The following is a 21,112-nucleotide window of genomic DNA, read 5'->3' on the forward strand; positions in this document are numbered from 1 at the left end:
TATCCCTACAAAGAAAAAGGATAAAACCATCCCAGCCTTATCTATAACCAGGCTCTAAAAAGAGTTATATAAACATGAAGCTAATAATTGAAAAAAGGGCCGCACAAACGAACGCTCCCTATTTCAATCAGAAATTATTGATAACTGAGTGTTTTTTTTATCTGGCTCATACTGAATCCTCTTTGAGCCAAAAAACGGGACTGTCGCGCCCACCCCTTGCGATCCCTGGCAACTTTTCCGTCAAATTTACGGCGGAAAACCTCTCTGGCACAATGAAGCCAGTTCTCATCATTCTCATCCAGATAGTCACTGATCAATGAGGAAGAAACCCCTTTTTGCCTCAACGCAGACTTTATCCTGATCGGGCCATCCCCTTTATTTCTTTTTGAATAAACGTAACTTTCAACAAACCGCGCATCGCTCTGAAGTCCCTCCTCCCTGAGCCTGACCACTTCGTTTCTGACTTGCTCTTCAGGAAAGCGCATGGCCAGTTTCATCATCAACTCTTTAAACGTATGCTCACGCCGTGCCAGCAAATCCATTGCTGACCGGCGCACTTGTTTTGACAACTGTTCTGTATTAGATCGCATTCAGTCACTCAGCCAGCAGTTCATCCTGCTTGGACTGGCTGGCAGCTTCTCCCGCGGGTTCATCCGACTTCTCCTCGGGAGAACTCAGCAGCTCTTTGCGAATCTGACTCTCAATTTCACCCGCAATGTCCGGATGGTCTGTCAAATACTGAGCCGCATTGGCTTTACCCTGGCCAATTTTCTTGCCCTTGTAGGCATACCAGGCTCCGGACTTATCCACCAGCTTCAGCTTCACTCCCAGATCAATCACTTCACCCATATGATAAATGCCCTGACCATAGAGAATCTGGAACTCTGCCTGACGGAAAGGAGGTGAGACCTTATTTTTAACCACCTTCACACGGGTCTCGTTACCGATCACCTCATCACCCTGTTTCACGGCTCCAGTGCGGCGAATATCAAGTCTGACGGAGGAGTAGAACTTAAGGGCGTTGCCCCCGGTTGTGGTCTCAGGGTTACCAAACATCACTCCAATCTTCATTCGAATCTGGTTGATGAAGATGACCATGCAGTTGGTCTGCTTGATAGAGCCTGTCAGTTTTCTCAGTGCCTGAGACATCAGGCGGGCCTGGAGACCTACGTGGGAATCCCCCATCTCACCTTCAATCTCGGCTTTGGGCACCAGAGCCGCAACGGAGTCCACCACGATGACATCCACTGCACCGGAACGTACCAGCATATCGGTAATCTCAAGCGCCTGCTCACCGGTGTCCGGCTGGGAGACATAAAGGTCATCCACATTAACCCCCAGTTTGCCGGCGTACTGAGGATCAAGGGCATGTTCAGCATCCACAAAGGCACAGGTTGCCCCCTGCTTTTGTGCCTGGGCAATACAGCTCAGGGTCAGCGTGGTCTTACCAGATGATTCAGGACCATAAATTTCAACAACACGTCCCTTGGGCAAGCCGCCGATTCCGAGGGCGATATCCAACTGCAAAGACCCCGTGGAAATCGCCGGAATGGCTTCCTGCTTCTGGTCTCCCATGCGCATCACCGCGCCTTTACCAAACTGCCGGTCAATCTGACTTAATGCAGCGGCCAGCGCTTTCTTGCGGTTGTCATCCATTTTTATGCCCTCAATTTGTGTCTGACGTCATCAGGAAACTTGGAAACTACAGATACTGTATATTTAAACATGTACTGGAAATTTGTCCAGTATATTATTCGATTCATCACAAAGCGCTCAGTGTATCATCACTGCAACAAGTTCAAGAGCCCTTTCAAAGCCTCCATCACCGCCTGAGACCGAACCTGGGAGCGCTCTCCCTGGAAATGGAAACACCGGGCTATACAGTTATCCGCAAGGCTCCAACTGATCCAGACAGTACCCACCGGTTTGTCAGGTGTCCCGCCACCTGGCCCCGCAATCCCTGTCACCGCAATGGAAACGTCCGTCAATAGAAGTTTCCTTACCCCCTCCGCCATTGCAAGGGCGACAGGCTCACTCACTGCACCACACTTTTCGAGAACAGGCCCTGGCACGGATAACAGACGTGTTTTAACATCGTTCGAGTAACTGATAACGCCACCTTCATACCAGAGCGAACTCCCTGGCACAGCGGTCAACTCCCTGCCAATGGCTCCTCCTGTACAGGACTCCGCGGTGGCCAGAGACCACCCCCGCCTCTGCAATACTGAAGCGATTTCCTGAACCAGCAGTTCACTGTGTTTTACCGATACTGAATCCATTGTATTCCCACCAGGCTGCGTTATAACAGGCAGCACACTTTGCTTACCACTCGTTATTCAAAAGAGCCGTTACTTTCTTATCAGGCTACCACTATGCTGAGAGATGCCTGAACCGATAACACAACATTTTCCTGAATCAGGCTCATCCCACAACCTGTGCAGGCGGGCCTGATTAAAACCAATATTGACCGCAACTGAAGTTACTGTGTGGCCTGCAGCCAGCTCATGGTAACATTGTCTTCATGATTATTTGAGATGGGGCTCATGGGCTATTCCGTCCGGGCCTGAATAACAGGCTCCTGGACGGACTACCGGCCCTGACAGCAACCCGGGAAATCAAGACCGTTTCTTAATCCATAGAACTCGATGACAAATACCGACCTATCCAAACACACGCCCATTATGTGTCGCTTATTTTTCTCACCCTCCTTTTTTCATACAACTTATTGATTATTAAAGAATTAAAACAATCAATTAAATCGTACCATGGCTCTGAAAGGCTATTAATTGCTGTATAAAATGCCCCAAAAATGCCCCATGGCGAATGTCGCTTAACCAGCTGTTCATACAGGCACCCCTCTACTCACACATTTTTTAATTTTGTGCAGGCGCGCAATGTAAAGCCATGTTGATCAATGGTACTATTCGGCCACGGTATAAGCACCCGCTCATATCGCCTCGCGTCTGACAGCGCAACACTGCGGGTTCATGTCGCCCGCTGGACAAACGGCCACTGAGCCGGGTGTCCGGGTAATACAATACCCTTCGGGGGAATAACCGGGTATCGAGTGTTGATATGTCAACACCCGGCACCGATCTATTTGCGTGGATCACCTGGAATGCACTCTTATTTGGAAGGTGAGAGTGCTTCCGCCTTCTTCAACGCCGCAAACAGGCGTTCGTCTACTGCCAGAATATGGCGCCTAATGCTGCATAGCTTTGCTCCTTTTTCTTCTTCTTGGATGATGAGGCTTAGAGCCTCGTGGTTCTCGCTGCGGGCTACTTCTATGATGGCTACCAGCTCCATGCCTACCTCTTCTTTTTCTACCCTTGAAAAATACTGTGTATTTATACAGTAATAACCCTGTTTTTTATACTGCCATATTTGACTTTTTTAATCAGTCTCTGTCGTCCAATGACTAACCAACGTGCTGCAGCTGCAACGGTTTCAGCTATTCTTGTGCGTTTGGTTCACTTGCTCTGACAGGCAACACTCACATGAAACGCACTTTTGGTGGCAGGCTACGACTCGCCAGGCTGGATTTAGGAAAGAGTCAGTCGTACATGGCCCAACGGGTCCAGGTTCACCCGAGCACCTGGAGCCGATGGGAAAGAAACAAAATCAACCCCTCTCTTACTGACATTCAAAAGATCGGTAGCGCCTTTGGCTTCTCAATGGACTGGCTGATCCTGGGGGTTCAGAATAAAAGTGTTACTATGTCAAAACTGCTGTACTTAATGTCCCGGCTGCGCGAACGGGAGCTGAAAAAAATAATTGAGCTGGCTGAGGTGCGGCTGGAAACGGAGAGTCAGGGAAGAAGGTAGCCGGACGCCTCTCCCCCGACCATTTGTCAAACGAGGGCCGTCTTCACAACCGCCCCGGATACACCTCAACATCCAGCACCTGGCCGGTGGTGGTGTCGTAGTAGCAGGCGTAGATATGGTTTTGCCAGGCACCGTATCCATTCTGGAACTTGATTTTGTCCCCCACGTATTTGACGTGGCCTGCCTCCTGGTCTCTCCAGATGGCTCGGCTGAACTTGGCGTCAAAAAAACCGTCGGTCCACTCGTGGTCGTATTTGGCGAAACGCTCTACCCGGTCATCACACTGGATACTGGCTTCGGTCAGGTGTCGGTCACCCCAACACTGGATGCTCTCCCGGCACGCTTTCTCTTCCTGCTGTTTCTTCAGCTCCGCCAATCGGGCTTCTTCCTCTGCCCTGGCTCTTTCTTTTTCCTTTTCCTTTTCTGCAGCAGCTGTTTTTTGCTTCTGAATGTATGCAAGATACTCTTGGTAATCCTGGTAATTATCAAAACCAACACTCAATGCTTTCTGATGTTCCGAGGCATCTTTGAAACCAAGGGCAATAGCCTTACGCTCATTTTCATCGTCAATGGCCTGGCCAAGAAATATGGATGAAAATATAAAAAGGCCGACCAGTGACCACGCCCGATGTTTGGTCTGCATTGCAGAACCTGATTTTTCATATGCAAACTTTCTTACCGGGGGAAGCAAAAGCCCTGACATCATCAGAATTGCGACAGCTGCACTGAGCGATGTCCACAAAGAGAAAATACCCGCCAATAGAAAAAGCACACCAAACACCCAGTTAAGGGTGGTCATCAATAGCTGTTTCATCCCTGTTTCCGATTATTGTTGTGGGTGAAGCCGATATCCTGCCAGATAAGCATGGTAGCGAACAATACTGCCGATCAATGCCTTTCCATGCCTGCTTTAGCCCTCCCGCGTCAGAGACTACACAAAGTATGCCAATAATTGGTATGATTTTCTGCTGATAAAAACAACAGGAAAAAAGGGCCAATGAAGGCAGAGGACTATCAGTCGGGAACCTTGCGCAGAGCTGCCTTGTGGTTTGTCCGCCTCAATAAACGTAGGTTGGTAAGTAACGGCGTGAGGCCTTTACTAATGACAACCATCCCTGCTCTCGGGCTGGCTATGACACGTGAGAACATGATTGATCGGCTGAACCAGTCTTTATCGTTTCTCAGTGAAGAAAAACGAGGCTTCATAACCAGCTGGTTTGCAGACCCTCTTTTGACCATTTTCGCAGTGCTGGTGTCAGTCTGGCTGCTCAAGTTTATATATAGCGTGATTGAAGACTATGCATCCGCCAGCGATGTCAGCATGGTTGAACTAATAACAATCAGCGAAAATATCAACAAAGTTGTTGACTTTAAGGTAAGAAGAATTACCGCAAAGTTACAGTATCAGTCTGGAAACATCATGGATGTTTATGACAATCAATTCCACCAGGATCAGATCGGAATGCTCTGCTCTGGGATCAAGTCCGTTTTTGAGCAAATATACCCCAACATAACGTTCCGTCTCTCCCTGGCGAGAGTGGTAGATGGAAAGCCTGATCAGTGGCTATATCTTGACCCTCACAGAGTGCCCAAAACAACGCCTGCCCAGCTACAAAACCCCAGCAGTGCGGCAATGAGAGCCATTGAAAAAAGAGGGCTTCATATTGTAAGCTCTACAAAAAAAGAGCAGGCACGAAAGAATAGAGGCTATATTAAAGCTGGTACTACCGAAGCCGACACTTCTTTACTGTGCTTTGGGATTAGTGATAGCTTACGGGGTGAGACCATTTATTTGCTCTCACTTACGGCCAAAAAGCCGGGAACCTTTCAAAAAGGACAATCAGAACTTTACGAGGATATAATCCGGCAGTTCACTAGCAGGATCTGCCTTGAGCACCTTTCTCAAGAACTGAGGGCTTCTTTCGATGAAAGATAAAAACAATAGAAAAGCCGAACAGACAGTTGCATTCACCTTAAGTGAAGAAGCTAAAAAAGTTATCGCTTCTTTTCAGAAGAGCTCCGTATCCCGAGACATTAAACGCAAAAAACGACTACTACGAAAATTCGGATATCAGTCCGTTTAACCAGAAGCCCGCCGTCCAGCGGGCTTTTTCATACTCACCCATGGTTACGCCTGCCCCAACATCTTGCTCTTATCACTGCTACTGCGAGTGGTGCCCACCCAGTATGTGACCGATGCGCCCCAAAGGGTAACGGCCTGGCCGAAGAGCATGAACGCTACATCCTTGTTGCCTTCTGGCAGTTCCAGATTGAACAGGGCCAGCAGCAACACACCCACAATCAGGGTCATCATCACCGTGATGATAGCGGGCATTTTGCTGTCTTTGTGGGCAGAGCGGGCGTTGGCCTTGTCGGCCAGTTCGACCTGAAGGGTTTTGAAAGTGGTTTCCCGCAAGTGCTGTTCGTTTTCGGTCTCGAACCGCTTTAGTTCGATGAGCGCTTCAGGGTTGTCCTGGATGGCTTTGGCCACGGCTTCGGGTTCCGGGTCGGTGCCCAGGGCACTGGCCACCATGCCGCCAATGCGGGCACCGCCGGGACCTGCCAGTAATCCACCCACCAGGGGTGCTGCCCTGGATATCAGTTTGCCAACAGCGCTCCAGTCCATATCAGTATTCCCTCAGTTCCCAGTGTTGTGGATCCCAGCCGTTGGCTCCCCAGAGTCCACCCCAGTGCAGGACGATATTAGCCGGTACGATTCCAGCAGCTTTCATGCGGGAGAACTGGTCAAACATCTGCTGAGCGAAATGGTTTCGGGCTTTAGGCAGGTAGGAGGGGTCTGCCAGTTGTCGGTTATAGCCAACGGGTTCAATGTCCAGGGCTTTGCCACTCTGGTGATAAGAGAGCTGGTCTACCCCATCGCATTTTGATGCACCCCGGCTGAAGATTTCAGCCTGTTCCTCAACGGTTCTGACGCCTCCCATCCAGGGGATGGTCATATCGTAAGCTGAACGGGCCAGTGCTTCTGAAGCACATCGGGTCAGCATGGGGTCTACCCCCTGCATGCGCCGTTCGGAGCGGGCACCAAACTTGAACATCACTTTCCCCCTTTGCGAATGCTGTCCAGAAACGCTTTTGGATTTTTCTTCCACTGCTGACCCAGCTGAATCAATCCTTCCACCAGTTCCCGGCTGAGCAGGCTGGCGACACCCACCATGGCATTCTTGGCACCGTCCGAGATGGCCACACCGGACAGGGCTTCCCCCACCAGGTAGGCCACAAAGGCGGCTACAAACACCGCCCGGAGAACGGCAATAAAGGTGATGTGTCTGGCGTCCATAATCAGGCGAACAACGGCAGCGCCTATTGCGATAGAAACGGTCAGAGCCCTGGCACTGAGTTCACTGTTCATGTCATCCATTTACGGCACACAGCTGTGGGGGTTAGTCCTGTTGCCATTGTAAAAAGGACGACGCCCGCAGTACGCAGGCGTGGTTCATGGGGAGTCACAAAGGGTCACGGCAAGTGAGGGGGAGTTATGGCAGGTTGTCAAAGGCTTCCTGGAACTGTGTGCTGGCATCAAACGCCTTGAGCTGGTCGGTGGTCATAGCCGCAACTTGCTGGGCCAGCTGGGCCTCTATTCCGAACAGGCTCTGGACATAAGTGTCCATGGCTGTGGCAAGGGCAACTGCATCGGGTTTGCCGTTCAGGGTCAGATATTGGTTTGGCGCAGTTTTCCAGTACACCGGCACATCTTCGGCACGGATGCCTTCTGTGTAACCGGTGATGACCGCAACAATATTGCCCTGGTCGATTTCTGTGGCTTCCACCTGGTGCCCCTGATAAGCAAAGCCCTGAAGCCGATGGCGGTTGCGTTCAGTTTTCAGAGCTTCCAGCGCCTGATCACAGTAATGCTTCTTCTCCGCTTCCAGATCAATAACCCAGCTCTGGCTAGATTCAACCCAGTTATCAAACGGACTACCCGGCTTCAGGTGGGTTAGTGTTTCCGGTAACTCTCCCAGCTCACTGTGCTCGACTGGTTGGCCGTCAGCCTTTTGATAAACCGTGCCGGTATAGTCCTTTACAACCTCCCAGTCATCATCGGTTTCTGTGACCAGAACCGTCTCATTCTCTCCTGCTTCCGGGGGCGCGAATGGCAGTGTGTTGGCCGGTGCTGCCGACTGGTTCACCGGGTCGAGAATACTGGCCGGGATTGGGCATGGGCCAAGATAACGGCGGGATTGGCGGTCAAAGCTGTGGTGGATAGTATGAGTCATGGCGTCTCTCGTTATTTGAATGTGTAAGTGGGGAGAATGGCGATGTTTTTCGGTCGAGTTTCTGCGTGATCAACCAGATACGTGGAGTCACCATAATTTGTTACAGACCGCCCAGAAGAGCTTGTCAGAGTCCCCCCTCCGTAATAACCAAACCCGTACGGATCATCATTTGAGATTGATGGGTGCCAATGGTTTTTTAAATCATCTCTCTGCCAACTCCCCGCCACATTCCCACCAACGCGAGAGGCCCTATCCGGGTCATACAATCCTGCCAAATCCAGAAATCGCGGAAACACTCCGGTTACCAAATTTCCGGGCCGGAACGTTGTAGAGCCATTCCCCGAGCTAAAAAACGCCTCCCGATTGGCCTGCTGCCAGACACTATCGCTGACCATGGCCCCACTGCTTTCGATGTACTGCCACAGCTCCGGATAATCCGCCCGGTTCAGCTCTTGGCCCATGGGTACCAACTCATTGGGTGCTAAAGCAGGCAGGTTAGCGGGATCAATAATACGAAGATTGAGTTTGCCTACGGCCTGACTGGCGCTCATGGCCTGAATCGCCTTCAACAATTGGTTGGTCTGGCTTTTGTCCAGGTTGTCCTCGCCGATCACACTGACCAGCTCTTCCTGAAGGCTGTTCAGCCAGTCCGGTGTAATCACCGTGGCAGGAATGCCCGCCTGGGGGTTGCCGCCGGTAAAGCGGTTGTCACTGGTGGCGCCTGGGCCATCAATTCGATGCATGGTGGTTCTCCGTTTTTTATTGTCCTGCTGTAGTCCAGTTATTGTCCGTACTGAAACAGCACCACTTTATGGGCCTGATTGAGCCGTCGAAACAGGCATTCCAACTGGCCACTCTGCCAGCTGGTCAGGGCTTCACCGGCCACGCTGCGCCCTGCTGTGGCCTGATGGATGGTCAGGCTGTCGGGCATGTTTACCTGCCAGACAAAATGCCAGTCTGCCCCGTAGCACCGATCGCCCGCTGTCGCCATGCCTGCCTTTGGCTGGCTGAACTCGGTAATGGTGATGGTATGCCCCAACCGGTCGGCCAGCCGAAGATAAAAAGCTCGGGACTGATCCCCCACTTCCGCCAGTTTTTCCACCAGGGCTGAACGACGCTGCTCCAGTGTTTCAGGGGTGCCACCGCAATCTTCCGGCAGACCCGCTGCCAGCTCCCACTCCGGCAGCAGTTCCGATGTTGACTGGGGCAGCGCATTGCTGACCAGGTCCTCTGCCCTTCGATCCACCCGGGCGAAGGCGTTTGCCAGACCTTCCACCAGTTCATTCAGGGTGCTGCCCTGGTCGGTATTCCAGGCCAGACCTCTGGGCAACAGTTGCCGCAGTTGCTCGGCATAGCGACTGGCTCGATCTACTGCCATGTCACCCCTCCATAAGTGGCCATGGCCCCTTCTGCCGGCGTAATATCATCCACCGGGCTGACCAGATCGTGGTCGGTTTCGCCATTGGCCACAGAAATTGCTTCCCGGATCAGGCTGACCGGCACCACGCCCTGCCCGTTGCCGTCTTCCGGTTTCGCTTCCCGGTAAAACAGGTCTTTCAACTCCGCTTCAATAGCGGCCCGCACTTCCGGGGTGTCCGGCTGCAGGTTGGCAATGGTGATGGTTTGAGGGTCTGCCACCGGCGCGTAGATGTAGCGTTCTTTCATGGCTACCGGGCGCACGGCGTCTATGTGTTCCGTGACGGCGGTCACCAGTGCAGTGTCGGGTATGGGGTTGTCGGGATCCGTTGCGGTAAACGTGAGAGAAACACTCCCCAGCCCCATCTTGTTGGGGTAACACCAGGCTCGATCCACCCCCGGCACCTCCCGGGCCCAGCATTCGTAGTCGTCAGGGTTGCCACCCCGGGCAGGCTTGCGAATACGCAATAACAGCCGCTCTCGCAGGGCGTCATCGTTTTCAGCGTCCATGCCGCCGGTAATCGCCCCGGGGGTCACCACTGCTTCGGCCTGTACCCCTTCAATGGGTGACTGCAACTGCAGCAGGACACCGGCTTCGGTGTTGCCGGACTCCCCGGCTTCAGTGGCCTCTGTATCCGCTATAGCCGAACCGTCGGTGAGCGTCACCCCGGTGGTGACCCTGTAGGTTTCGCCATCACTGCGGGTGAGCATCACCCCCTGATTGATAACCGCTCCGGGATTGCCGGTAAACGTCACCTGCCCCGTGGCAGTCACCGCATCATGGGGCAGAACATCCCAGACGACACACCAGCGCCTCAAAAACTCTTTTTCCGCCTCTGCCGGGTTGATCTGTTTGGCCAGGTAATCCAGATAGCCATAAAGGCCATGGGTGGCCCCGGCCAGGGAGGTGGCCAGCTTGCTTTTTACGGAGCGGCGAAAGGACGCGCCCCCCATCCGGCTGTCCAGATCGGCAGTGATGCGCTCGGCAATCTCTTTCAGGGGTGGTCGTATAAATGGCATGAATCAGTTCCGGCTGGACTGGGCGCCCCAGGGGGCCTGGTACTGGTATTTTACTGGGGGCTGTTGCGGCCTTTGTACGGTCACGCTGATCAACAGGGCGTCAGGACGGTGCACTTCAGTGGCCACGATGACACGTTCCGCCACGCCATCACTGACCAGCCAGGTCAGCGCCTGTTCGCAGTATCGCCGGGCCTGATCCACCACCGCCGGGGTCAGCTTCTCCCGCTGGAGCAGCCAGAGCAGGGAGCCGGTTTCATCCCCTGCCTCATTGCCGAGGGCATCTCCCCACCATCCCCGCCGGTCAAACCCTTCCGGCACCGTCATGTCATCCGGCAGCCGCCGATCCGTGAACAGGCTGACAATGATCTGGGTTTCCAGTCCGTCATCCATCATCAGGTCACCGGCCAGCACTTCCAGGTCGGCTCCGCCGCCAGACATCACCAGTCGTAAGTCGCTCATTGGGGTCTCCTGCTCATTGAGGGCCTCCAGCTCATTGAGGGCCTCCTGTGGTGCCACCACTGTCGCCGGGGTGTTTATGCCCTTTCAGGCTGATGCCCCCTGCGGTCACATCCTCCGTTGCCGACAGCGTTCCATTAAGATTTATATTGCCGTTCCAGGTGGTTTCCGGAGCATCCACCACCAGGGCCGTCACCCCGTGAACATGGATCCGCTCCCGGGTCAGGTGAATGCGGTTGCCCAGGTCGTCATAAATGGCCACTTCACCGGGCTTCAGGGATTTCAATCGGTAGCGCACATCTTCCACGGCGATGACCAGTCCATGGTCGCGGTTGCCACCGTGAAAAAGCACCACCGCTTCGGCTCCCGGTTTCGGGTGGCTGGTAAAGCCATACTCCTGCAGCCGCTCCACTGGTTCTTTCAGCTCTTCGTCAAGCACCTCCAGCTGCAGGCTCTGCAGTTGGCTACTGTCGTTCAGGGTATGAATCACCGCCCGGCCAATCATCAGCTGCAGACGGTGTATAAGGGGGGCCAGTGCCCGGGCCAGCTGCTGTCGAAACTCCATTACTGACTCCTGTCCGGCTGCAGCTCATAGGCGTCGGCCCTGACCAGTTCCAGATCGGTAAACCGGGCTGAGCGAGTGGCGCTATAGGTGCAGCCCGTCACCAGCAGGGTTTCGTTGATGTTATGACTGCCAATGGTGACCGGCACATTGACCCAGGGACGCCAGAGCTGGGCATTCAGGCCAGTCCAGCCCTTCACCCTGACCTTCAGCCGCCAGCTACGGGCAGAGGACACTGCCGCCTGCCATTGAGCCCGACGCTGACACTGGCGACTGTCCATGGAGGACTCGGCCAGCAGGGTAAACGGTCGATGACGCCTGATCTGTTGATCCCGAGCCTGCCCTGATGGTGTGCAGCGGGACTGCGGATCCATCTCATTGCTCAATCCACCCAGCTGCCCCAGCGTTCGGTAATGAGAAAAGCGCAGGGTGCGGTCATCCCTCAGGTCTGAGGTGACAATGTTCTCCCCTTCCACCAGTGCCGTTTGAAATGGCTCAGAGGAACGCCCCCGGGTTACCTGCAACTCTCCGCGACCATTACTGAAAATCAGCACCGCAAAGGTTCGACCGAGACGGTCCAACGCTTCCGATCCGGTCTCACCGGGCAGCAGATCAAAACGCCGGACCCGCTCCGGGGGTAGCTGACTGCTGGCGGTCACACCAAAGGGTTTGCCAATGGCGTTAATGATCGTCAGCAGGTCAGTGTTGCGGAATTGCCCAGGCTCTACCGTGCAGGCGGACAGGTCCGCAGCCCGGTCCCACCCCAGCAGTTCCCGGGTTTTCAGCCCGGTGTCGCTGACACTGTGGAGCTGACCAATGTATCCATTCACCACCGGCGTCTCACCCAGGCTGAGGGCACAGGGGGCGTCAAAGTCCAGGGTGTTCACTCCCTGCCACTGGCTGCCCACACTGAGGCTGAAGGCGCCGGCCAGAAACTCCACCCCGGTTCTCAGGGTGACCGACTCCCAACCGGTCCAGATCTTGCCCCCCAGGGTTAACCGGATATCAGCCATGGGTCAGCACCTCCAGTGGCTGGCCGCCGGGCAGAAAGCCGGGATGGGCGACACCGTTCCGCCGGGCAATATCGCTGCCCTGCTCCGGATCCCGGTAAAGGTCATAGGCCACCACCAGTGCCGGTTGGGTAACCGCTGACGTGTACTCCCCCACCCGGGGCAGTGTGGGATCGGGCAGGGTCTGGCATAGCCCCTGGCGCAATGCCTGCAACTGTTGAAAGACATTGTCACTGAAGGTATTACCTGCCATATCATCCAGAGAGCCCAGCAACCGGTCCCGGGTGGACTCTGCCTGGTTCACGGAGTCAAAGGGAGCCTGTACCGCCAGCCGCGCCGAGGTGATCAACGCCGCCTCACGGGTCAGGGCTTCCGTTGCCAGCCGGTTGTCCTGTTGCTGTTGTCTGGAGGTCGTCAGTGGATTGATGGCAGTGGTACCACTGTCGTAATTCAATAAACCGGCCAGGGATGACAGGGAGCCCAAAGGGTTGCCCAGCGTCGTCAAACTGCGAAACGCCCCCATCAGTCCGGTGGCAGCGCTGACGCTGTTATTCAACTCACTGATGCCCGGAATGCTCTGATTACCCAGACCACCCAAACGGGCACTGACCTGGTTGATTTTTTCCGTGACACTGGCCAGCTGTTCCAGGGCATCCCTGGCCACAAAGTCCGGCGTGCCGTCAGTGGAGAAGGTTTCTGAAAAGCCCTCGATGCTGGCAGCTTCCGCCAGATCCGCCAGCTTCTCTATAGTGCTGACCCGGTCCGTCCAGGCCCGGGGGTTGCTGGCCTCGCCCTCTTCCGAAAAGGTCAGGGAAAAGCGGGCCATTCCTCCTTCTGCCACCGACTCCCGCAGCTGCCAGCTGTCGCAGATCACCCGCAGTACGCCCAGGTAGGGGTGAACCAGTTCACCGGCCCCGGACTGATCAAGGGCGTTCAACAGGGCATCCCGCCCCCACTGGTAGTCAGCACCCACCACATAGGCGTCCACGGAATAGCGCCGGGTCTTGCGCCCTGTGTCTACGGTGCTGCCCTCTTCCTGGTCAACCAAGTCCTGGCTGTCCGTATTGCGACCGCCGCTGGCGTTGTGCAGTTCAACAAAAAAGGGAACACCCCGGAAGCTGGCCTGTTGGTAATGCTGGTGCCAGGTCATTGATGGACTCCTTACCAGCTCATGGCATAATCGAGGGAAGTATCCAGATCGGTGCCCCGATCCGTGGAGGACTGCACCCGGGTTCCCCTAGGCACATTGGCAAAGTCCACCGTAACCGCGGCCCGGTTGTGAACGTCGATGGTCTGCTGCCGGGCGGCCTGCTGGCGAACCGATGCCGCCGAACGGGCCTCCCCTGCTGTAGGCAGGGTGGTGGCCGTTTTGCCAGAAGGGCTGTCACTTTCCCCCCAACCCAGCTTGCGGGTAATCCAGCCGGGCAACAGATTGGCCAGTTTCTTTTTGATGCTGTCCAGAATATCGAAGCCGGTCAGGGCTTTGAGCAGTAAATTGACGCCTCTCAGAATCAATGCCATGGGGTTATTCATCAATAGCCATTTGCCCAGCGACTTCAAAAATTCAAAAAACTCACTCCAGCTCTTGAACAGGAGGGTGCCCAATGCAACAAGCCCCGCAAGCGCTCCCATCAACCAGCCCACCGGGGTTGCCATAATCGCCAGCCCCAGCGTCTGAAACGCAACCACCAAAGCCCCCAGGGCGATGATCAGCTTACCCGCCATCAGGACACCCAAAGCCGTCAGCACTCCGTTGACGCCGCCAAACCGGTCGACCAGTTGCTTTCCGAAGTCAATAAAAGGCTTCAGCTTTTCGGACAACTCCTTAAAGCCATCACGCAGGGAAAACAGCGCATCACGCACTTTGTAAAAAGCAATAACCAGGTTCTGGCCCAGTGCTTTTGCCTTGGCTTCCAGCTCTCCCGATTTAGCCATGGCGTTCAGCCGATCCAGAAAGCCCTTTAACTTTTCTTTCAGCAGTTTGAAGGGGCCATTTTCCATCACCATTCTTTTGAAACGGTTCCATTGGTCCCATAAATTACTGATCATCCCTTCCCAGGTTTTGGACAGGTCTTTCATGGCGCCCCCGTATTTATCGTTCCAGATAGCCTGCAGGGTGCCCTGAATCATTTCCCGGTTGCCTTTCTGTACCGCCTTGCGCATGGTCTTGCCCGCGCTGTTGGTGTACTCGTAGACAATCTTCTTACCCACGGAAGAGGCCTTGATACCAAACTCCTTGAGTCGTTCATTTTCACCGGTCACCGCATCGGCCACCGCTTCCACTGCCTGCATGATGTCTTTGCCCATGGCCGCGGAAGTGTCCCCCAGGGTACGCAGCAGGTCGCCGCCAATGGGATCCATCCCGTAGGCCCGGAGTTTGACAAAGGCATCCGTGACCTGTTCCAGCTCATAAGGGGTGTTGGCCGCAAAATCTTCTATCCAGGCCATGGACTTCTTACCGGCATCGGCACTGCCCTCCAGCCGGGATAAAATGGTTTCAAACTTTTCAAACTGGGCCGCGGTGTCCACAAAGGATTTGCCCACCGCCAGCCCTCCGGCTCCGGCCAGGCCACCCAGCACCCCCATTTTGGTAATGATGCCCCCCAGCTCCTTGCCCACCTTGCCCACACTGCGACCAATACCGGCAAAGGCATGGCCCATTTTCTTCAGCCCCGCTTCCCGCCCCAGGGCCCGGAACGAGCGCTGGAGTTTTTTTACCGGCCGGTTTAGTTGGTCAAAACGCCGGTTGATCCGGCGCATGGGCTGGGCCAGCTTATCCAGGGCGCTGATTTCGATTTTCAGGTTGGGGTTTCTGGCCATCAGGAGGTCTCCCTGGCTTCAATCCATTGCCGGGCCTGATGGATCCAGAATTCAAGATCCTGGTCATCCATGGCCCAGAGTTCAGAGGGGGGAAAGTGAAACGTACCGGCGATCACGCCGAACCAGTCGGCCCAGTCGCTTCGCCAGCGGGCAAAAAATCGCTGATTACCTCCGCCACTTCCAGTACGTCTTCTATGTCCAGCTCATCCATCACCAGGGAGGACTGTCCGGATATCCGACCGGCCAGCAGCAGAATATCGTCCATGCCGATATCGCCCCCCAGTCGTATGCCTTTCATATGCTTGGCCTTTGGGCGCTGGAATTGCAGCTGGGTCACATGGGTGTCTCCGACCATGACCGGGTGTTTCAGGGTGTAGGTATTGGTCATGGCTGCCATCAGCTGATCTCCTCCCCTCTCATGGCTTCAATACGCAGGGGAATTTCTCCCTCTTCCGAGTTCCCGGTGCCTTCTCCGGCATACCAGCCGTTACTGAGCACCACGCTCTTGCCGTTGGCCAGGCGCAGAACCGCGGTAATGTTGACCGAGCTCACCAGCTGTTTCAGATCCAGGTTGATGTTGTCGGTAATCGCCCCCTCGATGTAGGCCACCTGGGGCGTCTCCTTGTACCCGTGGACCTTGTCGGCCCCCACCAGGGCTTCCCGCTGGGGGAGCCCGAGGTTGTAGCTGAACGCACCCTTGGCGTCCATGCGGCTGCCATCCACTGTGACTTCGATGATGCCACCCTTTCTCATCTGACTCATGATTCAGCCTCCCTATACCCTGAATTGAATTTTGGCCGCACTGATGCGCAGCTGGTTGATCAGATCCGGCGGCAACAGCCAGTTCAGGCGGTTCGGGTCCTGGGCGTCACGTTCCACCACCAGGTCCCGCTTGAACTGGTCCAGCTCTTCCACCAGGCCCAGGTTCTGCCACTGCATGAACTTGGCAATGGCTTCGGCCTTGCCCAGGGAGGGCGTCATAATGGCCTGCCCGGAGGGTACCTGAACGCTGTCGCCCGCCAGTTTGTGGCGCGGGTACTTGTTGGTGATGTAGGTGCGAAAGTCGAACCGCAGATAGCTCAGGGTCAACAGCGTATTTACATCCCGGTAACTGGGATCCGGTGCCCCCTGGGCATTGAGGTTATAAGTGGTCACCAGTCGCTCAATCAGCACCTCACCACCGGGGCTCACCGTAAAGGTACTGATGCCGTCGTTCAGCAACAGGTTACGCTCCTGTCGGGTAAACCGGTCTTCCGGCCAGGGAGCCAGCACACCGGCCAGAGGCAGTGTCTGGAACGGCCGGGCCGGGTCAATCTGGCCATGGAGTGCCACCACGGCGGCCTGTGCTGCAGCGCACTGCCAGGGGAGGGTCGGCACACCCGCAAAGCCACCCATACTGACGTGTTCGGAGTTTCTGGAATCCCCCAGGGTGCCCAGTTCGGCATGACTGCCTTTGGCCGCGGCAAACGCCAGCCCATCCAGCTGCCGTTCCGGTCCCCAGCGGGAGGCCAGTTCTGTTTCCAGGGCAGTGAGGTTGGCCGCATCGGTGTAAGGCATGGCAATGATGTGGTAAGCCTCATCCCCCATGGCGGCAATGGCCGCACTGATATCCGGGTTGCCGGTGCCACCGGTCAGGTATGCTTGCCGGGGTGCACTGACCCCTTCCGGAAAGCGTTCGCCGGTGTAATAGTTGCAGCGCACATCAATACCATTGCCAACCTCGCCTTTGTGGCGGGCAGTGAAGGTAACCGTGCTCGCAGAAGCGGTGGCGGTAACGGCCAGTTCCGTGTCGGCATTGACCGCGGCGGCCACGGCAGTGGCAATGGCCGTGGTGTTATCACCCACCGTCACCCCGGCACGTACACGACGCCCACCCACCATTAAATTGAAGGTGCCGGACTGGGTGGCCGTGCCGGTAATGGTCAGATCCAGCGTTGCCTGCACACCGGCGCTCAGATCGTCCTGGGCAATCACCCAGAGTTCGGTCACCCGGTTATTGCCGAGAAACGCCTGGGCCTGCTGATGGATCATGGAGCCCCGGCCAAAATACTCGGCGACCTGCTCTTCGCTGGTGACCCGGGCAGGGACATCGGCGGAGACAGTGCCGGATGGCAGACGCTGGCCCAGCATCAATGCCCGGTAGTTCTGGATAGCAGGCCCCTGGTTGGCATGGGAGTTATCAAACTCCACAAAGACAAACGGCGTCAGCTGGCCGTTGGGGATCTGGTTAAAGCTGATGCTCATTTTGCCTTCACTCCCTGTTTTCTGGTGGTGTTCTCGACCAGCTCCACATCACCGGCTTTGAGCCGGCGCAGCCAGTAGCTGTCCTGTGTGACCTGTTCACCTTCAGGTCGAAGGTGATGACCCGCCGGGGTACGCACCTTCAGGCCGTTTCTGGGTTTGATATGCAGCTTCATGGCTGGTCACTCCCCGGTAGGTTGATGGATTGTTCGGCGGATTCACCGCTGTCCGTGTTGATGGTGACCCTGGCGCTGTTCCAGTAAGGCCAGCTGTCCGGATCGGGACTGGCATCGGTGTAATAGTGCAGTTCAAAGCTCAGTTCACAGGCACCGATGCAGTGTTCGCCCTCTTCACTGAACTGAATGTGGGTTCCGCTCAGGAAGCTGTCCGCCACCGTCTGGCCAAAGCTGACATCCTGAAACACCGCGGCTTCCACCTGGGCTGCCAGGCGATCCAGCAGGTCATCCAGTCCGTTCCGGCTCTCTGCCCGGATATCCACAACACCGGTCAACCGTCGCTTGTCCTGTCGGGGCGCGGTGTGTTCGGCATAGCCGGTGTCACAGCTTTCCGTGGTGATGTACACCAGCAGGCAGGGCAGGTCTGCCGGACGCAGTGGCCGCTGCCGGTTGGCAAACACCCGGTCACCGGCGTCGGTCTTGCCGGTCAACTGGGCGACCATGGCTTCGCGGATAGCCTGGCGGTGGTGCTTCATGGTCAGAAGTCCCGTTTCAGTAGCAGTTCGGCGAGCCCTTCCCCGTCCGGACGAACCTCATCAATGATGTAGTTCAGCCCCCGAAGGGAGACGCGGTCTTCCGGTTGCAGCCCGTTGGCAAAGTCACTGAGCCGAACCGCAATTTTCGGGTCCATACTGGCCACCGGTGCCCCGGATACCGGGTCCGCTTCCAGGTACTCCCCGAAGAAGATGACCCGGGTGGTGACTCCGGCCACCGTAGCGGACTCCGCCAGGGGACTGGCCAGAATTGCCCGGTGCATGCCATTGGCCAGCTGCCCGAACTCCATGGTCAGACGGTGCCGTTCAGGCGAACCCGGACCAGGGTTGCCCCGTTACCGGCCGCTTCACTGGCGCAACCGATCAGGGTATTGTCGGTTTCTATTTCGCTGACTTCGCTACCGGTCCAGTACACCTTGGCACCCTGGGCAATATCGTCGGCGGCCGTTTTGGGCAGCTCGTATACACCACAGGTGTCTTTTTCGAACGCCTCTCCAGTGGTGGCATCCGTCATTGCCACGCCAAACAGCGCACCGGTCAGAATGCCCTGACCACTGACCACGTCGGACGCGGCCACCACGGTGACCATTCGCCCTTCCTGTATTTTGTTTCCTGCCATGTCCTTATCCTCTGAGTGGATCGAAACGGGGACGGGTCCCCGTTACCAGCGCTGAGTCAGTAAGCCCCTCAGCCTTTCTGTTTGTAGAAACCGCGCCAGTCGATAAAGGCCGCCGCTACATCCAGGCGGGCCTTGAACTTGACGCCATCCACATCAAAGCCGTCTTCTTCTTCCAGCACCAGGCCGTCATCCCCGGAGAGGTAAGCCAGCTCGATGGTGTCGATCTGGTCCGGCCCGCAGCCCAGGAACCAGTCCTTGGCATTGCCGCCACCCTCTTCCAGGCGGGGTTCAGCGATCAGCTGAAGACGACCGGCAAAGGGGTTGATGTCTTCGTTTTTGGTGGCGGCCAGGTTCTGGCTGATAAACTGCTCCCCGGTGGTTTCCAGGCTGGAAGGCAGAATCAGGAATTCCGGACGGACTGAGATCAGGCGATCATCGACGCCTTTCTGCTTGCGCATGGCGGTACGACCGGCACCAATGGAATCAATGGTGATACCCGCAGCCGAGCCGTTGAGGTTTTTATGGTCGGCATGGAAGATGGTTTTGCCATCGGCCATTTTCTGGTTCCCGGTGAACAGCCCCCAGACCAGATCGGACTCCAGATCCGCAGCGGCACGACCATACATGCGGGCCAGCCGGGTAAAGGCGTCCAGGTCGTCGTTGATAATGGTCTGACGGGTGATGGGAATGATCTTGCCGTAGGTTTCCAGACGGTAGCTTTCCGCCTCTTCACCCAGCTTGCCGTACTTGAACTCGCCGTTTTCGTTCACCTTCTCCAGGTTAGGGGCATCGCCCAGGCGGGTACGCTGCACCGGCTTGAAGTCATTCAGGCTCACCTGGCGCACCAAAGGCCGGAAGGTCTGGGGACTGCCTGCGTAGCTGTCCTGCAGGGTCTTGTTGGTGACATTGGCCAGGATCAGCTTGAAGTCACTGGTGGACAGTGCTCGTTTGGCAATCTCCTTGGGGGTCATGCCACGGGTGCTGACGCCACTGGTCTCCACCACTTCCCGGGCCAGATCCAGCAAGCGCAGGCCGCGGAAATCACGACCGTCATCGGTGAGTTTCACCTTGCCCGGATTCACCCGGTGCATCAGGGCGTTTTCCATGGCTGAGCGCTTGGCGTCCAGAGTGGCGGTGTTGGTATAGCTGATAAAACCACGGGCTTCGTTCTGGTCACCCTGCTCGGCAAACTTGTCGATGATCAGCTTCCGGGCCTCTTCAATCCCCGTGCCGTTGGTGATCAGCTCATCGGCGAATTCATCACCGAGTTTTGCGGAACGAACCGCCTGGCGGATATCGGAGACCCGCTGGCGCTCGGCTTTCACCGCCGCATCGGCCGCGGCCCGCACCTCATCACCCGACACGGGCTGACTGCGGGTTTCCTGGCTGGGAGACGGTGTCGGTGCAGCGCCGCCCTGGCTCTGGTCGGCACGCTGGCCGCCGGTGGACTTTTCTTCTGTTTCGTCCATCCTGGTTTCCTCTCTGGGGTTAATGGGCGCTGCCGCCCGGGTTATGAATTCACAACGGTGGTTTTCTTCCGGCTGGGAACGGGTACCGGCCTGATCGTCTGCCCCTACCGGCACGAACGACAGTTCGTAGGGTTCCCAGTCCACCGCCCGGAGGGTTTTGATTTTGTCGTCGTTTTCCGAAACATCCTCGAACTTGAATACCCGGTAGCCGATGGAGACGTTACAGAGAATGCCGTCACGAATGTCCTGGGCAATGCCGGACACCTCATCCCGGCGGGACAGCCGCAAACGACAGCGGCCTTCTGTGCCATCGGTGGTGGCCGTCCCTGGCTCAACCTTGCCAATGACATTCCTCAGGGAGTAGGTGGAGTGGGTATCACAGACCGGGGAGTTGTTGTTGAACCGCTCCATACGGATATGGGCGGGATCCATGGAAAGTTCTTCGTTGAATTCTTCGTCTTTCCACCAGTCGTACCGACGCACCCGGGCACCGGTGGACCAGACCACTTCCAGCGTCCGTTCCTCTTCGTTCCAGCTGCCCGGCATGGCGCGGGCCTCAAACTGCATGGGCGGAATATCACGGGTCTGGTGTTGTTCGGTTACATGATCGTCGTCCATCGCGTCCGGGTTCCATTGGAAAATTCGCAGGTTCAGACACGATGGTATGCAGGGGGGAAAGGGGTTGGGAGGGGTTGGGGGTCAGGGGGTGT

General features: G+C 56.1%; 27 protein-coding genes. 2 read left to right on the plus strand and 25 right to left on the minus strand.

Translation table 11 applies throughout. The features are described 5' to 3' along the window. Nucleotides 1-134 precede the first annotated feature (134 nt). From ACNRUY_RS02430 to ACNRUY_RS02445, 4 genes are all read right to left on the minus strand, one after another. Nucleotides 135-590 (minus strand): regulatory protein RecX, encoded by a 456-nt coding sequence (locus ACNRUY_RS02430; RefSeq protein ID WP_488110045.1) that lies wholly within the window; start codon nucleotides 588-590, stop codon nucleotides 135-137. 4 nt (nucleotides 591-594) lie between these two features. Beyond that, nucleotides 595-1,656, minus strand: a complete 1,062-nt coding sequence (gene recA, locus ACNRUY_RS02435) for a recombinase RecA (RefSeq protein ID WP_488110046.1) — start codon at nucleotides 1,654-1,656, stop codon at nucleotides 595-597. Nucleotides 1,657-1,784: 128 nt separating this feature from the next. Beyond that, nucleotides 1,785-2,279 (minus strand): CinA family protein, encoded by a 495-nt coding sequence (locus ACNRUY_RS02440; RefSeq protein WP_488110047.1) that lies wholly within the window; start codon nucleotides 2,277-2,279, stop codon nucleotides 1,785-1,787. 847 nt (nucleotides 2,280-3,126) lie between these two features. Further along, entirely contained in the window at nucleotides 3,127-3,306 is a 180-nt protein-coding gene (locus ACNRUY_RS02445) for a hypothetical protein (protein WP_488110048.1), read from the minus strand. 191 nt (nucleotides 3,307-3,497) lie between these two features. Here ACNRUY_RS02445 and ACNRUY_RS02450 point away from each other — a divergent pair, with 191 nt between their 5' ends. Then, nucleotides 3,498-3,824 carry a helix-turn-helix transcriptional regulator gene (locus ACNRUY_RS02450; RefSeq protein WP_488110049.1) on the plus strand — a complete coding sequence of 109 codons (327 nt, stop codon included), beginning with the start codon at nucleotides 3,498-3,500 and terminating at the stop codon, nucleotides 3,822-3,824. Nucleotides 3,825-3,867: 43 nt separating this feature from the next. Here the strand turns inward: ACNRUY_RS02450 and ACNRUY_RS02455 are convergent, their stop codons facing one another. Then, nucleotides 3,868-4,638, minus strand: coding sequence for a hypothetical protein (locus ACNRUY_RS02455; RefSeq protein ID WP_488110050.1), 771 nt, complete (start codon nucleotides 4,636-4,638; stop codon nucleotides 3,868-3,870). A gap of 183 nt (nucleotides 4,639-4,821) precedes the next feature. Here ACNRUY_RS02455 and ACNRUY_RS02460 point away from each other — a divergent pair, with 183 nt between their 5' ends. Continuing rightward, nucleotides 4,822-5,760 (plus strand): hypothetical protein, encoded by a 939-nt coding sequence (locus ACNRUY_RS02460; RefSeq protein ID WP_488110051.1) that lies wholly within the window; start codon nucleotides 4,822-4,824, stop codon nucleotides 5,758-5,760. A 192-nt stretch (nucleotides 5,761-5,952) separates the two neighbouring features. Here ACNRUY_RS02460 and ACNRUY_RS02465 read toward each other — a convergent pair whose 3' ends face one another. From ACNRUY_RS02465 to ACNRUY_RS02560, 20 genes are all read right to left on the minus strand, one after another. After that, a complete protein-coding gene (locus tag ACNRUY_RS02465) occupies nucleotides 5,953-6,450 on the minus strand; it encodes a hypothetical protein (protein WP_488110052.1) in 498 nt (165 codons plus the stop codon). Nucleotide 6,451: 1 nt separating this feature from the next. Beyond that, the gene (locus ACNRUY_RS02470; protein WP_488110053.1) at nucleotides 6,452-6,880 is read right to left on the minus strand and encodes a M15 family metallopeptidase; all 429 of its coding nucleotides are present in this window, start codon (nucleotides 6,878-6,880) and stop codon (nucleotides 6,452-6,454) included. After that, nucleotides 6,880-7,203: a hypothetical protein gene (locus ACNRUY_RS02475; protein ID WP_488110054.1), complete on the minus strand. Its 324-nt coding sequence runs from the start codon at nucleotides 7,201-7,203 to the stop codon at nucleotides 6,880-6,882. The genes ACNRUY_RS02470 and ACNRUY_RS02475 overlap by 1 nt, the downstream gene beginning before the upstream one ends. A gap of 115 nt (nucleotides 7,204-7,318) precedes the next feature. Beyond that, nucleotides 7,319-8,059 carry a DUF4376 domain-containing protein gene (locus ACNRUY_RS02480; protein WP_488110055.1) on the minus strand — a complete coding sequence of 247 codons (741 nt, stop codon included), beginning with the start codon at nucleotides 8,057-8,059 and terminating at the stop codon, nucleotides 7,319-7,321. An 11-nt stretch (nucleotides 8,060-8,070) separates the two neighbouring features. Continuing rightward, nucleotides 8,071-8,802 (minus strand): hypothetical protein, encoded by a 732-nt coding sequence (locus tag ACNRUY_RS02485; protein WP_488110056.1) that lies wholly within the window; start codon nucleotides 8,800-8,802, stop codon nucleotides 8,071-8,073. A 38-nt stretch (nucleotides 8,803-8,840) separates the two neighbouring features. After that, nucleotides 8,841-9,437, minus strand: coding sequence for a YmfQ family protein (locus ACNRUY_RS02490; protein WP_488110057.1), 597 nt, complete (start codon nucleotides 9,435-9,437; stop codon nucleotides 8,841-8,843). Continuing rightward, nucleotides 9,428-10,495, minus strand: coding sequence for a baseplate J/gp47 family protein (locus ACNRUY_RS02495; protein WP_488110058.1), 1,068 nt, complete (start codon nucleotides 10,493-10,495; stop codon nucleotides 9,428-9,430). Before ACNRUY_RS02495 ends, ACNRUY_RS02490 begins: the two co-directional genes overlap by 10 nt. 3 nt (nucleotides 10,496-10,498) lie before the next feature. Then, nucleotides 10,499-10,954 carry a phage GP46 family protein gene (locus ACNRUY_RS02500; RefSeq protein ID WP_488110059.1) on the minus strand — a complete coding sequence of 152 codons (456 nt, stop codon included), beginning with the start codon at nucleotides 10,952-10,954 and terminating at the stop codon, nucleotides 10,499-10,501. 31 nt (nucleotides 10,955-10,985) lie between these two features. Next, nucleotides 10,986-11,516, minus strand: coding sequence for a phage baseplate assembly protein V (locus ACNRUY_RS02505; RefSeq protein WP_488110060.1), 531 nt, complete (start codon nucleotides 11,514-11,516; stop codon nucleotides 10,986-10,988). Next, nucleotides 11,516-12,526 (minus strand): phage baseplate assembly protein, encoded by a 1,011-nt coding sequence (locus ACNRUY_RS02510; RefSeq protein ID WP_488110061.1) that lies wholly within the window; start codon nucleotides 12,524-12,526, stop codon nucleotides 11,516-11,518. The genes ACNRUY_RS02505 and ACNRUY_RS02510 overlap by 1 nt, the downstream gene beginning before the upstream one ends. Next, on the minus strand, nucleotides 12,519-13,673 hold the full coding sequence (locus ACNRUY_RS02515; protein WP_488110062.1) for a DNA circularization protein: 1,155 nt from the start codon (nucleotides 13,671-13,673) through the stop codon (nucleotides 12,519-12,521). The genes ACNRUY_RS02510 and ACNRUY_RS02515 overlap by 8 nt, the downstream gene beginning before the upstream one ends. An 11-nt stretch (nucleotides 13,674-13,684) precedes the next feature. Continuing rightward, the gene (locus ACNRUY_RS02520; RefSeq protein ID WP_488110063.1) at nucleotides 13,685-15,343 is read right to left on the minus strand and encodes a tape measure protein; all 1,659 of its coding nucleotides are present in this window, start codon (nucleotides 15,341-15,343) and stop codon (nucleotides 13,685-13,687) included. Nucleotides 15,344-15,455: 112 nt separating this feature from the next. Next, nucleotides 15,456-15,740, minus strand: coding sequence for a phage tail assembly protein (locus ACNRUY_RS02525; protein ID WP_488110064.1), 285 nt, complete (start codon nucleotides 15,738-15,740; stop codon nucleotides 15,456-15,458). Continuing rightward, nucleotides 15,740-16,105 (minus strand): phage tail tube protein, encoded by a 366-nt coding sequence (locus tag ACNRUY_RS02530; RefSeq protein WP_488110065.1) that lies wholly within the window; start codon nucleotides 16,103-16,105, stop codon nucleotides 15,740-15,742. The genes ACNRUY_RS02525 and ACNRUY_RS02530 overlap by 1 nt, the downstream gene beginning before the upstream one ends. A gap of 12 nt (nucleotides 16,106-16,117) precedes the next feature. Further along, a complete protein-coding gene (locus ACNRUY_RS02535; RefSeq protein ID WP_488110066.1) occupies nucleotides 16,118-17,587 on the minus strand; it encodes a phage tail sheath subtilisin-like domain-containing protein in 1,470 nt (489 codons plus the stop codon). Then, on the minus strand, nucleotides 17,584-17,760 hold the full coding sequence (locus ACNRUY_RS02540) for a DUF2635 domain-containing protein (RefSeq protein WP_488110067.1): 177 nt from the start codon (nucleotides 17,758-17,760) through the stop codon (nucleotides 17,584-17,586). The genes ACNRUY_RS02535 and ACNRUY_RS02540 overlap by 4 nt, the downstream gene beginning before the upstream one ends. Next, the gene (locus tag ACNRUY_RS02545; RefSeq protein WP_488110068.1) at nucleotides 17,757-18,296 is read right to left on the minus strand and encodes a hypothetical protein; all 540 of its coding nucleotides are present in this window, start codon (nucleotides 18,294-18,296) and stop codon (nucleotides 17,757-17,759) included. The genes ACNRUY_RS02540 and ACNRUY_RS02545 overlap by 4 nt, the downstream gene beginning before the upstream one ends. A 2-nt stretch (nucleotides 18,297-18,298) precedes the next feature. Continuing rightward, entirely contained in the window at nucleotides 18,299-18,604 is a 306-nt protein-coding gene (locus ACNRUY_RS02550; RefSeq protein ID WP_488110069.1) for a head-tail joining protein, read from the minus strand. Nucleotides 18,605-18,606: 2 nt separating this feature from the next. Next, entirely contained in the window at nucleotides 18,607-18,933 is a 327-nt protein-coding gene (locus ACNRUY_RS02555; RefSeq protein WP_488110070.1) for a DUF2190 family protein, read from the minus strand. 68 nt (nucleotides 18,934-19,001) lie between these two features. After that, entirely contained in the window at nucleotides 19,002-21,020 is a 2,019-nt protein-coding gene (locus ACNRUY_RS02560; RefSeq protein ID WP_488110071.1) for a prohead protease/major capsid protein fusion protein, read from the minus strand. Nucleotides 21,021-21,112 lie beyond the last annotated feature (92 nt).

This window comes from Endozoicomonas sp. Z74 (assembly GCF_057680865.1).